Origin of the sequence: Sphaerotilus sp. (genome assembly GCF_013299175.1) — a bacterium.
Lineage (GTDB): Bacteria > Pseudomonadota > Gammaproteobacteria > Burkholderiales > Burkholderiaceae_C > Sphaerotilus.
Map to the genome: position 1 here is coordinate 1 of NZ_JAAFKF010000109.1, position 12,224 is coordinate 12,224.

A 12,224-nucleotide genomic window follows, 5' to 3' on the forward strand; every position below is an offset into this window, starting at 1 on the left:
CGGCGCCGACGGTGGCCAGTTCCTCGTCGGGCACGGGCTGGAAGCTGGTCAGCACCCAGACGGGCGGGTAGAAGTCGAGCGTCCAGTGTTCGCAGCCGGGGTGCAGGCCGCCGCGGCCGTGGAAGACGCGGGTGGCGTCGGTGGGCAGGGGCATCGACGCGATGGTATTCAGCAGGGGGGTCACAGGCGGGGTCATGTCCATGGGGCGCAGGCGGGTTGGCGATCAAAGGCCGAGGTCGTAATCCACCGTCAGCGGCGCATGGTCGCTGAACCACTGCCCCTTGTAGATCTCCGCACTGCGCGCCAGCGCCGCCACCCCCGGCGTCGCGAGGTGGTAGTCGATCCGCCACCCCACGTTCTTCGCCCGCGCCTGTCCCCGGTTGCTCCACCAGGTGTAGCAATCGTCCGTGGTGTCAGGGTGCAACTGGCGGTACACATCGACCAGCCCGCCGCCGCCTGCCTCGACCGGGTCCAGCAGCCGCGTCATCCACGCCCGCTCCTCCGGGAGGAAGCCGGAGTTTTTCCGGTTGCCCTTCCAGTTCTTCAGGTCGGCTTCCCGGTGCGCGATGTTCACGTCCCCGACCAGGATGAACTCGCGCTCGGCCTTCAGCGCCATCAAGTGCGGGTAGATCTGGTCGATGAAGCGGAACTTGGCCTGCTGGCGTTCGTCGCTGGAGGAGCCGCTGGGGAAGTAGCAACTGATGACCGAGAGCTTGCGCTCAGGGGTGTCGTGGCGGACTTCGACGTAGCGGCCCTCGTCGTCGAACTCCGGGATGCCGAGTCCGGTGATCACCGCGGTCGGGGTGTGCCGGGTGTACATCCCTACACCGGAGTAGCCCTTTTTCTGCGCAAAATGAAAATGCCCCTGCATCCCGTCGAGGCACGACAGGTCAAGGCTCAGATCCTGAGCCTGCGCCTTGAGTTCCTGCACCCCCATACAATCGGCTTGCAAGGCTTCGACCCATGCTGGCAGGCCCTTGTTGGCCGCTGAGCGGATGCCGTTGAGGTTGAGGCTGACCAGTCGCATACCAGACCCTTTTTATCGTCCATGCAGATGACCCAAGACGCAAGCTCCCCCCGCACCGACGCTCTTGCCCAGGAATTCGTGGCCTTCGCGGTCGATGCCGGCGTGTTGCGCTTCGGCGAGTTCAAGACCAAGGCGGGGCGGCTGTCGCCCTACTTCTTCAATGCCGGTCTCTTCGACGACGGCGCCAAGCTGGGCCGTCTGGCGCAATTCTATGCACAGCGCCTGGTGGCCTCGGGCGCCGCGTTCGACATGCTCTTCGGCCCCGCCTACAAGGGCATCACGCTGGCCGCGGCCGTGGCGATCGAACTCGCGCGGCTCGGCAAGAACGTCCCCTACGCCTACAACCGCAAGGAAGCCAAGGACCACGGCGAGGGCGGCACGCTGGTGGGCGCCCCGGTGCAGGGCCGCGTGCTCATCATCGACGACGTGATCTCGGCCGGCACGTCGGTGCGCGAGTCGATCGCCATGATCCGCGCGGCGGGCGCGACACCCTGCGCAGTGACGATCGCGCTGGACCGCCAGGAAAAGGCCAGCGAACACGGGGTCGATGCACCGCACTCCGCCGTGCAGTACGTGCAGCGCGAACTCGGCCTGTCGGTGGTCGCCATCGCCACGCTGACCGACCTGCTGGCGTATCTGCAAGGCCAGAGCGACCCGCGCCTGAGCAGCCACCTGCCGGCGGTGCAGGCCTACCGCGGGCGTTACGGGGTCCGGTCGTGAACCCGGCCCGCGCAGCCCTGGTCCGGCTGGCGGGCCGCACGCTGCTGCCGGTGACGCTGGCGGCGGTCGGCCTGTCGGCGCAGGCGGCCAACATCTACACCTGCGTCAACGCCAAGGGCCAGCGCATGACCTCGGACCGGCCGATCGCCGACTGCCTCGACCGGGCGCAGGAATTGCGCAACGCCGATGGTTCGGTGAAGAAGGTGCTGCCGCCGGCGATGACCGCCGAAGAACGCGCCGCCCACGAGGACCGGCTGCGCCAGGAGATGGCCGCCGAGGCCGCGCGGCGCGACGCGATCCGGCTCGACCGCAACCTGCTGAGCCGCTACCCCGACGAGCCGCGCCACCAGAAAGCCCGCAAGGCCGCGCTGGAGCCGCTGCACACGGCGCTGGCCGCCACCGAACGCCGCCTGACCGAGCTGGAGCACGACCAGAAGCGCCTGCAGGAAGAGGCCGAGTTCTACAAGGGCAGGGATCTGCCGCGCGAGCTGAAGGTCAAGTTCGGCCAGAACCAGGCCGCGCTGCAGGCCCAGCAGGACGCCGCCCAGAACCACCAGGCCGAGATCAGCCGCATCAACGCCACCTACGAACAGGAGCTGACGCGGCTCAAACGGCTCTGGGCCGGCGCCGCGCCCGGCTCGGTCAGCCTGCCAGCTTCTTCTTCAGCATCTCGTTGACCTGGGCGGGGTTGGCCTTGCCCTTGGTGGCCTTCATCGCCTGACCGACCAGCGCGCCGAAGGCTTTTTCCTTGCCGGCGCGGAAGTCCTCGACCGACTTGGCATTGGCGGCCAGCACGGCGTCGAGGATGGCTTCCAGCGCGCCGCTGTCGTTCATCTGCTTCAGGCCCTGCGCCTCGATCACGGCGTCCACGTCCGTGCCTTCGCTGGTCCACAGCGCCTCGAAGACCTGCCTGGCGGCGTTGTTGGAGATGGTGCCGTCCTGGATGCGGCCGATCAGCGCGCCGAGCGTGGTCGGTGACACGGGCGCCGAGGCGATGTCCCCGCCATCGCTGTTCAGGCGCTTGCTGATCTCGCCCATGATCCAGTTGGCGACCAGCTTGGGTTGTCCGCAGACGGCGTTGGCGGCGCTGAAATAGGCAGCGGTGGCGCGGCTGGTGGTCACCATCGCGGCGTCGTAGGCGGGCAGGCCCAGCTCGCGCTGCAGACGGGCGGCCAGCGCACCGGGCAACTCGGGCAGCTCGGCGCGCACCCGCTCGACCCACTCCGGCGCAATCACCAGCGGCGGCAGGTCCGGGTCGGGGAAGTAGCGGTAGTCGTGCGCGTCCTCCTTGGTGCGCATCATCCGCGTCTCGCCACTGTCCGGGTCGAACAGCACGGTGGCCTGCACGATCTCGAATCCGTCCTCGATCTGGTCGATCTGCCACTGGATCTCGTAGTCGATCGCCTGCTGCAGGAAGCGGAAGCTGTTGAGGTTCTTGATCTCGCGGCGCGTGCCGAACGGCGCCCCCGGCCGGCGCACCGACACGTTGGCGTCGCAGCGGAAGGAGCCTTCCTGCATGTTGCCGTCGCACATGCCCAGCCAGACCACCAGCGTGTGCAGCGCCTTGGCGTATTCCACCGCCTGCTTCGACGAGCGCAATTCCGGCTCGGTGACGATCTCCAGCAGCGGCGTGCCGGCGCGGTTCAGGTCGATGCCGGTCATGCCGTGGAGGTTTTCATGCACGGACTTGCCGGCGTCTTCCTCCAGGTGGGCGCGGGTCAGGTTGAGCCGGAACGGCTCGCCATCGACGAAGAACTCGACCACGCCGCCCTGCACGACGGGGATCTCGTACTGGCTGATCTGGTAGCCCTTGGGCAGGTCGGGGTAGAAGTAGTTCTTGCGGGCGAAGATCGACATCGGCGCGATGGTCGCGTTCACCGCCAAGCCGAACTGGATGGCGCGCTCGACGGCGCCGCGATTCATCACCGGCAGCGAGCCGGGCAACGCCAGATCGACGGCGCAGGCTTGCGTGTTCGGCTCGGCGCCGAAGCGGGTCGAGGCGCCGGAGAAGATCTTCGACTGGGTCGAGAGCTGGGCGTGGGTCTCGAAGCCGATCACGACTTCGTAGCCGCGCACGAGGAGGGATGCGGTCATGGGGCGGGTTCTTCTTCAGGGGGTGGCGCGCAGGGTGGGCGCAAAGGGGAAATGCTACGGCATCGCGTCGCCTGCCCGCCAGCAAGGGTCGGGTGCCCTGGACCTGGGCCGAGTTTGACCCGGTTCAGGGCAGCCGATTGCCCTTGTCATCCGTCCTGAAACTCTGCGACTGGAACGCGAAGAAGAACGCTCGCCACGTCCACGCCGCCCCCGCCTTGCCCGGATAGCCGAACACCAGCGCGCCGTCCTGCCAGGTGCCGTTGTCGCCGGTGTAGGGCGCGCCATTGCCCTGGTTCATGTGGATGTCGTGGATGCCGTTGCCGGGCTTGAACTTGAAATACTGGTCGGCCCTGGTCTTCTCCGGACCCCACTTGGCGCCGAAGGCGAAGACCTGCGCGCCAGGGGTCGCCATCGCCTTGAGCGTGGCGGACTCGACCTTGTCCTTGAGATCGTTGTCCACCCCCGGCGCGTCCGGCGGCACCGGTTTCATCGACGCCGTCTTGAACAGCCCCCCGCGCACATAGTCGATCGCCAGCCCGCCCGCGGCGGACGGCAGCTTGCGGTAGCCCGCCGGCAGCGCCAGCAGGGCCGCCGTGAACGCCGCCGGCAGCGCCGTCACGGTCTGGAACAGCACGGTGGATGGCGCGTTCGGCGCTGACGAGCGGACGTTCACCGCGATGCGGTCCATCTCCCCGCCAGCATCGACGAGGAGCTGGTAATGGTCGTCATCCGCATTGCGCAGATGACCCAGCACGGTGCCCTTGAGCACGCCATAAGTGGACAGCGGCATGAAAAACTCCCTTTGAAAAAGTCAGGCACGCATACTGCATGAATCCACCTTTCGCCGGCCTTTTGTCCAACCTCAGGTTTTCCCCAGGTAGCCCACTCCCATGATCCGCATCGAACTGCAAGTCGAACTGAACTACGACATCGATGCCAATGGCGCCGATTTCGTCTTCAACATCCACGCCGCGCAGACCGCCTGCCAGCAGGTCAGCGCCGAGAGCCTCGTGCTGAGCCAGCCGGTCGTCCCGCACATCCACACCGACGCGGCCACCGGCACCCGCTACATGCGCGTGCGCGCCATGCCCGGCCCGTTGAAGCTGTCCTACGCCGCCACGCTCGACATCACCCACTACTTCGCCGAACCCGCGCACCTGCCCGAGGTGCCCGTCTACCGCCTGCCGCCCGAGGTCATCGGCTACATCTACCCGAGCCGCTACTGCCAGTCCGACCGCCTGCTGCGCCTCGCCGCGCACGAATTCGGTGCACTGTGGCAGGGGCACGGGCGTGTGCAGGCCATCATGGACTGGGTGCGGAGCCGGGTGAGCTTCACGTCGAACGTGTCCAACTCGACCACCTCGGCCATGGATACGCTGATCGAGCGCGTCGGCGTGTGCCGCGACTTCGCGCACCTGATGATCGCGCTGTGCCGGGCGCTGAACATCCCGGCCCGCTTCGCCACGGGCACCGACTTCGGCGCCGACCCCGCGCTCGGCCCGCCGGATTTTCACGCCTACGTGGAGGTGTATCTGGGCGACCGCTGGTACATCTTCGACCCGTCCGGCACGGCGATCCCGATGGCCTTCGTGCGCTTCGGCACCGGGCGGGATGCGGCGGACGTGGCGTTCGCGACCATCTTCGGTGGGGTGCGCTCGCAGGCGCCGTTCATCAATGCACGGGCAGTCGTCGATCCGGCGCGGGGTTTCCTGCAGCCGGTGCGCTGCCGCGAGGCGCTGTCCACCGATGGTGGGCTGGCAGCGGGGACTGTGTCCATCTGAGGAGCGGCAACGTGCCGCAGCTCAAATCAGCCGGGCCTGCGCCAGATGATCGGCGGCTGGCGCGATGCGCACCGCGTCAAGCAAGTCGGCCAGCCGTGCCCGCTGGTCGTGCCATTCGACCACCATGTCCTCGCCCAGCAGCGCGTAGTGCCACGGTCGCCCGCTGCGCAGCTCGGCCGGCAGCGTGTTGATGCGCTCGCACCAGGCCACGGCGGCGCGCCGCTTGCGCTGCACGTCCGGGTGGATGACCTGCTGCTGCGCCTTGGTCTCGACGAGGTAGATGGCCTCCGCCGTGCGGACCAGGAAGTCGGGCGAGTAGAACGCCGGCAGCCCGTCCTCCTTCACGTAGCGCAGCCGCAGGAAGTCGTGGCGCGTCTCGCTGATCTTGCAGAACGCCTCGACGTGGCTGTCGGCCTGTGCCCAGTGGATGAAACGCTTTTCCAGCCCGCCGTTGCGCGCCGGGTAGGGCAGGCGCGGATAGATGCACTTGCCGACCTCGACCGAGCTGCTCTCGCGCACCAGCAGTTGCTTCACCTCCGACAGCCGGCGGTGGCGCACCTCGGTTTCGCCGACGGGGCGTGACTGGCCGGCTTCGCGCAGGGCATGGCCGAAGATGCGCGTGATGTGGTCCACCACGGGTGGAAGCAGCAACAGTCGCCAGTTTTCACCGTCATGCGGGTTGAACGCGGTGCCGAACAGCCGGCTCCAGATGTAGTCGTCCAGCCAGCCCGTCAGTTCGGCGGTATGCACCTGCAGGTACGGCAGATCGAGGTGGTGGGCGATCTTGTTGCCCTTGGGCAGCGGCTGGCCCAGGGACTGGCCGATGCGCCGCGTCAGCCGCGACAGGTAGTCGTTGTAGCCCGTCACCGTCATCACCGCGCCATCGACGCGGTAGTCGCCGAACAGCGTGCTGCTCTGCAAGTCCTGCGAGATGAACTGGTCGCCCTTGCCGAGCAGGTTCGTGAGCTGCTCCAGCGACATGGCCGTGAACGCGGGCAGCGCCGACACGTCCGGCGCGGTGTGCTCGATCACCTCGTCGGCTTCCTGCAGGATGAAGGGCATGGCGAAGTCGAACGCCTCGAAACCCTCGCGCAGCCTGGCGGCGATCAGGTCGCCGGTGCCGGAGGTGCCGTCGCCCTGCTCGGTGGTGGTGCCGACCAGCTTCTCGTCCATCAGTTCCTGGTAGAACGTGTTGAACGCCGGGTGCTCGACGATGGTCAGGACATCGAGCAGGCTGCCCGGCTCCTGGCCGTTGTCGATGCGCTGCCGGTTCTCGGCCTTGAGGCTGTCGTAATCGGTGCCACGCCACATCAGCCGCAGGCCACGGCCGATCGTCTGTTCCAGCAGGATCTGGGCCTGTGACGAGCGCAGCGGCACGATGACGCAGATGTTGTTCACGTCGAAGCCCTCGCGCAGCATCAGCACGCTGACGATCACGCGGGGTGTCGCGTGCTGATCGACGCTGAACAGGCGCTCGCGTGCGACGGCCCAGTCCTTCTCGCCCAGCTCCGCCTTCTTGCCCGAGTCGATCGACATCACGGCGTCCTCGGCCAGCCCTTCTTCGTCGGTCAGGAACTGGGCGACCAGCGGCGTCACGGTGGTGTCCTCGCAGACGACCAGCATCTTCGGATGGCGTGTCGGGTCGATCTTCGCGAAGTCGGTTTCCAGCTTGCGCAGCTTCATCAGACCGGCGCGCAGCATGACGCGCTGGCCCGCGCTGAGTTCGACGGCGCGGCCCTTGTCGTCGCGCTCCGCGGTGAAATCGAGCGGCAGTGCGCCGATCTCCTTGCGCCGGTCCAGCACCAGCGACTTCACCAGCCCGGCGCGCATGGCGTCCTTCAGGTCGAAGTCGGTGACGATGTGCGGAAAGTAGACCTTGCGCTTGTTCTTCGGCGTGCCCACGTCGTTGTACGGGGTGGCCGAGAAGTCGATCTGCACGAAGCGCTGGCCCTTCGGCGCGGCGATGCGCGACAGGCTCTTCTGCCACTCGACCTCGGTGGCTTCGCCCTCGCGCTTGAGTTCGTGGATGTGGTGGGCCTCGTCGTTGAAGACCATCAGGTCGGGCAAGGCGCTCAGGTACTCCAGCACGTCGCCGCGGGCGTAGCGGCGGTCGAGCATGTCCAGGCTGTTGCCGGCGGCGCGGCCCGGTGTCAGCGGCAGCACGGCGTCGATCACACGGTGGGCTTCCAGCGGGGGCGGGGTGTCGCTGGCGTCGTCGGTTGCGTCGGCCTCGTCGTCCACGCCGTTGAGGAGGTGCCAGTTCGTGATGGCGATCATCCCGTTCCCGGTCGCCTTCAGGCCGATCTCGCCCTTGGCGCAGACGTTGCCGCGCACGAAGGCGAGCACGCTGTCGCGGTGCGCCTCGGGGATGAACAACTCGGCGTTGCGGGCGATGTCCGAGGTGTCGAAATTGCGCCCGCTGCCGACCAGCCGGCCGCAGAACGCATCCAGCAACCGCTCGTAGACGATCAGGCCTGGCGCCACGACGAGGAAGCGGCGCGTGAAGCGCGGGTCGTCCACGCCCTCGGCCTGCGCGGCATTGCGGTTGAGCAACTGCCAGACCATCAGCGCCTGCATGACCCAGGTCTTGCCGGTGCCGGTCGCCATCTTGAGACAGTATTTCGGGTGGTCGTGCTTGGGCTGCGCGACCTCCTGGCGGCGTGCGCCGGTCAGCGCGTGCGGCGCGACCTGCTCGTAGAGGTCGAGCAGCGAACCGGATTCCAGCACCTCGTGCGCGACGATGGTGTTCAGGATCGCCTGCTTCTGGCCGGCGTGGAAATTCAGCGATCCGCGTACGGCGCACATCTCGTCGCTGAACCACCAGTGCAACAGGTCGGCGGTGTAGGGCGTGACCTTGTTCAGGATCTCGGCCGAACCGTCTTCCAGGCCTTGGCAGAGGGCGCGGGTGTGTTCGGTCAGTGCGATCGACAGCGCGAGCGGATTCGGGCTTGTGGTCGTGGTCGTGGCCGGTTTCGGCTTGGCGGCGCTCATTGCACGGCCTCCGCCACCGTGGTGACCACCTCGGCCTCGAAGCCGAACACATCCACCGCCCGCACGCACACGCGCCGCGGGCCGGTCTTGTGCGGCACGGTCAGCCGGGCGTGGGTGACGACGCGCAGCGCGTCGTCGTCGTTGGCGGTGTTGCCGCGGTAGTCCTGCCAGACCGAGCGGAAGACTTTGCCGTCGTAATCGGGATCGACGGCCCAGTATTCGATCAGCGCGAGCGGCTCCTGGTTCATCACGGCCTGGAGTTTCTGGCGGTTGGCGTCGTCGAGGTTGATGGCCTCGGGCGACAGCAGGACGTAGTTTCTGAGCTTGACGGTCAGGTGCTCGTCGGCGGTGTTGCCGGTGCGTTCGACCGGGTGGATCGTCAGGTATTGCAGCGACGAGAAACGGACCTGGCCGCGCAGTTTGTCGATGCCGCCCTTTTTCTTCAGGCGGTCGAGCAGGTCGGGCGGAATCACCAGCACTTCGAGGCGGTTGTCGTTGAGCGCGGTGATGTCCTGGCCGATCGACGGTTCGAAATTCCAGCCGAGCACGACCACGCGGTCCCAGCCGCCGAGCAGGTTGTCGCGCTGGGCGATGGCTTTTTTCAGCGTGGCGATGCCGGTGAGTTTGTTGGGGGAGTCGGCCAATACCAGCGTCTTGCTGCTTTTGCGGGGGCCGAGGTCGAGTCCTGCGATCTGGCCGAGGTTGCGCTGCGGGTTGAATTCGGCGGGCAGCGACTGGGCGCCGTAGAGCGACAGGACGATCTGCGACAGGTCGCCGATGCGGAACTCGCGGCCCAGCGTCACCTTGGCGGCCTCGACCTGGTAGTCGCCGATCGCCTGGTACAGGAAGGGCCGGGCGCTCTGGTCGATCAGCCGCTTGCGCATGATCATGCAGGCGGGCTTGCCGAGGTCGGTCGTGATCCAGCGGCGGCCGAGCTTTTCGGCGACGGCGGCGGTGGTGCCGGAGCCGCCGTTGAAGTCGGCGACGATGCCTCCTTCCGGACAAGATGCACGAATGATGCGATCAAGTAATGATGGCGGTTTTGCCGTGTCATACCCGTAACCTGCGCTCCGCCCCTCAACTCCTGTGCCAATATCATCCCAAATGCTTTGTACTGTTATACCTTTGGATTCCGACTGATACATCTTCCTTCGCACGAGTCCGCTTGATGAGTAATGGAGTCTTTTTTCATCCTCTAGCTTCTGCATGTTATCCATTGTCACCAGCCAGTTACGCTCAAAGCCTTTCCAGATATACCGCGGACCTCTGCCACCAGGGGCTGTCAAATCAACATCTTGGTAGCTTCCTTTCTCGTCGAAGTGCTTGAATACTTTCTCTGGATTTTCGTGAGCTTTGTAAGCGCCACTCCAAAATCTCAAGGAGCTTTTTTGATAGAAATAGATTCCATTGTGGATGTTGCCATATCTATTTGAATCGTTGTGGGCGTTCGCACTTCTCCAAAGCAATTCGTTAACAAAGTTATCCTTCCCAAAGACATCGTCTAAAACTAACTTGACGTAGTGCCCCACATGCCAGTCAAGGTGAACATAGATCGACCCCGTATCGGCCAGCAGCTCGCGCATCAGGATCAGCCGCGGCGTGATCATCGCCAGATACGACGCCGTGCCATCCGCCCAGGTGTCGGAGTAGGCGAACTGCTCGATCACGGTCGGCTTCTGCTCCAGCTCGACGCCGGGCAGCGTGACCTTGGTGCGGTAGTCGGCCTTCGAGTCGAACGGCGGGTCGATGTAGATCAGGTCCACCCGGCCGCGCAGTGACGGTGTGCGCTCGTCGCCGGCCAGCAGGGCGGCCATTGCCAGCAGGTTGTCGCCGTAGATCAGGCGGTTGACCCAGGCGTCCTGTTCGGACTGCGCCAGCCGATCCTGTCGGGCGGCGCCCTGAATCCAGTCGGTGGCGCTGCTGTCCTTCGAGGGCAAGACCCATTCGCGGGTCTGGAGGCTCACGCGGTGGCGGCTTTCGAGGCTCTCCAGGATCTTCTCGGCTTGGCGGCGCCCGTTGGCGACGATCTCGGGCAGTTGTTCGAGCAAAGACTTCGGCATGAGGCGTGCATCAAACGATGCTTGATAAGTTGATCAAATGACTTCGGATCAAATTATCAGGTGTGCCGAATGCACCACTTGAGTAAATCTTTAACTTTCGGTTGATGGATGAAAAGCTCCAATTCAGCAACCGACTGCGCGAAGCGATGCTCGCGGCAGGCTACGAAGCACGAGCGGCGGTGATCGAAAACGAGTTCAACCAGCGTTGGTGGGGGCGTTCGATCAGCATCCAGTCGGCTTGGGGCTGGCTCAATGCCAAGGCGATCCCCTCACAGGACAAGCTTCAAGTCCTCGCCGAATGGCTCAAGGTCGAGCCGCAGATCCTCCGCTTCGGCGAAGGCATCGCCAAGTCGGTCAAGCAGTACCGCGAACGCTGGGACGAGAAGCTCACCCACCAGGAGCGCGAGACGGTGGACGCCTTCCTGCAACTGCCCGCGCCGCAGCGCAAGGTGGTGCGCGAGGTGATCCTGACCTTCGCGAAGGTCTACAAGGACGACGAGGGCACGCCGTCTTCCTGACCAATGGGTGGCAACTGGCGCACCACACCCTAGAATCTGACGCGCCCCTCAGGAGTCCACCGCATGAACGCCAGCCTCGAAGCGACCCTCAGCCGCACCTGGGGTCAGGCGCAGACGCTGGCGGAACTGGTCTTCGGCGATGCGGCGCACGCGATGACACGACACACCCGCCTCTCCCGCCGGATCGCCGGGCTGGCCCTGGTGGCCCTGGCTCCCCTGACGCCCCTGAGCCACGCCTGCGAAACGCTCCCCGCCCTGCCCTCGCCGCCCCCCGGCGCCCTGCGCGTCACCGACTTCGGCGCCCTGCCCGACGACGACCTCGACGACGACGCGGCCATCGCCCGCGCCCTGAAGGCCCTGCAGCCCGGCGGCTGGCTGGTGTTCCCGCCCGGCCGGTACCGGCAGGCGCACAGCGTGCTCGTCACGGTGCCGGGCGCGACGCTGTGGGGACCGGGTGCCACGCTGCAGGCCACCGACCCGCGCGACCACACGCTCGGCCTGCGCGCCGACGGTGTGCGCCTGTACGGCCTGACCCTCACCGCCCGCCCCGACCAGCGCCGCAGCGAGCCGGCGCAGGCGCGCCTCAGCCTCTACCGCGACCGCGACCGCAGCGACAACCGCGACGGCACCACGCCGCAGCGCGGCAACGTCGTCCGCGGCGTGACGATCGACGGCGCCGGCTCGGTGGGCATCCTCGTCCACGGCGCGGCCGACTTCACCATCGCCGGCAACACCGTGCGCAACACGCTGGCCGACGGCATCCACGTCACCGGCGGCAGCCACCATGGCCGCGTGCTCGGCAACCAGGTGCGCGACACCGGCGACGACCTGGTCTCGATCGTGTCCTACGACGACGCGCCGCCCGTGCGCGACGTGCTGGTCGCCGACAACGTGGTGTCCGGTGCACGCTGGGGCCGCGGCCTGAGCATCGTCGGCGGCGAGCACCTGACCTTGCGCGGCAACACGGTGAGCGGTGTCGCCCACGGCGCCGGCATCCTCGTCGCACAGGAAGGCAACTGGCACACCCACGGCG

General features: G+C 66.6%; 10 protein-coding genes and 1 pseudogene. 5 read left to right on the top strand and 6 right to left on the bottom strand.

The window, feature by feature from the left end:
* A pseudogene (locus QZW52_RS16005) lies at positions 1-184 on the bottom strand (class I SAM-dependent methyltransferase); the annotation flags it as partial.
* 39 nt (positions 185-223) lie between these two features.
* Complete coding sequence (locus QZW52_RS16010; RefSeq protein WP_294000603.1) at positions 224-1,027, bottom strand: exodeoxyribonuclease III; 804 nt, start codon at positions 1,025-1,027, stop codon at positions 224-226.
* A 27-nt stretch (positions 1,028-1,054) separates the two neighbouring features.
* Between QZW52_RS16010 and pyrE the strand changes: the two genes are divergently transcribed.
* Complete coding sequence (gene pyrE / locus QZW52_RS16015) at positions 1,055-1,747, top strand: orotate phosphoribosyltransferase (protein ID WP_294000619.1); 693 nt, start codon at positions 1,055-1,057, stop codon at positions 1,745-1,747.
* Entirely contained in the window at positions 1,744-2,424 is a 681-nt protein-coding gene (locus QZW52_RS16020) for a DUF4124 domain-containing protein (protein WP_294000605.1), read from the top strand. The genes pyrE and QZW52_RS16020 overlap by 4 nt, the downstream gene beginning before the upstream one ends.
* On the opposite strand, the gene gatB is transcribed toward QZW52_RS16020, so the two are convergent.
* A complete protein-coding gene (gene gatB / locus QZW52_RS16025) occupies positions 2,390-3,841 on the bottom strand; it encodes an Asp-tRNA(Asn)/Glu-tRNA(Gln) amidotransferase subunit GatB (protein WP_294000607.1) in 1,452 nt (483 codons plus the stop codon). The genes QZW52_RS16020 and gatB overlap by 35 nt on opposite strands.
* 124 nt (positions 3,842-3,965) lie before the next feature.
* Complete coding sequence (locus QZW52_RS16030) at positions 3,966-4,631, bottom strand: DUF2278 family protein (RefSeq protein WP_294000609.1); 666 nt, start codon at positions 4,629-4,631, stop codon at positions 3,966-3,968.
* A gap of 100 nt (positions 4,632-4,731) precedes the next feature.
* Here QZW52_RS16030 and QZW52_RS16035 point away from each other — a divergent pair, with 100 nt between their 5' ends.
* The gene (locus tag QZW52_RS16035) at positions 4,732-5,622 is read left to right on the top strand and encodes a transglutaminase-like domain-containing protein (RefSeq protein ID WP_294000611.1); all 891 of its coding nucleotides are present in this window, start codon (positions 4,732-4,734) and stop codon (positions 5,620-5,622) included.
* 21 nt (positions 5,623-5,643) lie between these two features.
* Here QZW52_RS16035 and QZW52_RS16040 read toward each other — a convergent pair whose 3' ends face one another.
* Entirely contained in the window at positions 5,644-8,613 is a 2,970-nt protein-coding gene (locus tag QZW52_RS16040) for a DEAD/DEAH box helicase (RefSeq protein WP_294000612.1), read from the bottom strand.
* Complete coding sequence (locus QZW52_RS16045) at positions 8,610-10,673, bottom strand: site-specific DNA-methyltransferase (RefSeq protein WP_294000613.1); 2,064 nt, start codon at positions 10,671-10,673, stop codon at positions 8,610-8,612. Before QZW52_RS16045 ends, QZW52_RS16040 begins: the two co-directional genes overlap by 4 nt.
* Positions 10,674-10,777: 104 nt before the next feature.
* Here QZW52_RS16045 and QZW52_RS16050 point away from each other — a divergent pair, with 104 nt between their 5' ends.
* Complete coding sequence (locus QZW52_RS16050) at positions 10,778-11,191, top strand: transcriptional regulator (protein WP_294000615.1); 414 nt, start codon at positions 10,778-10,780, stop codon at positions 11,189-11,191.
* Between the two features lie 63 nt (positions 11,192-11,254).
* Positions 11,255-12,224: right-handed parallel beta-helix repeat-containing protein (locus tag QZW52_RS16055; RefSeq protein WP_294000617.1), on the top strand; the 970-nt coding region annotated here is incomplete at its 3' end.

Coding starts and splice junctions, on each gene's coding strand:
- QZW52_RS16010 (WP_294000603.1), bottom strand. CDS start 1,027: ATGCGACTGGTCAGCCTCAACCTCAACGGCATCCGCTCAGCGGCCAAC.
- pyrE (WP_294000619.1), top strand. CDS start 1,055: ATGACCCAAGACGCAAGCTCCCCCCGCACCGACGCTCTTGCCCAGGAA.
- gatB (WP_294000607.1), bottom strand. CDS start 3,841: ATGACCGCATCCCTCCTCGTGCGCGGCTACGAAGTCGTGATCGGCTTC.
- QZW52_RS16030 (WP_294000609.1), bottom strand. CDS start 4,631: ATGCCGCTGTCCACTTATGGCGTGCTCAAGGGCACCGTGCTGGGTCAT.
- QZW52_RS16035 (WP_294000611.1), top strand. CDS start 4,732: ATGATCCGCATCGAACTGCAAGTCGAACTGAACTACGACATCGATGCC.
- QZW52_RS16040 (WP_294000612.1), bottom strand. CDS start 8,613: ATGAGCGCCGCCAAGCCGAAACCGGCCACGACCACGACCACAAGCCCG.
- QZW52_RS16045 (WP_294000613.1), bottom strand. CDS start 10,673: ATGCCGAAGTCTTTGCTCGAACAACTGCCCGAGATCGTCGCCAACGGG.
- QZW52_RS16050 (WP_294000615.1), top strand. CDS start 10,778: ATGGATGAAAAGCTCCAATTCAGCAACCGACTGCGCGAAGCGATGCTC.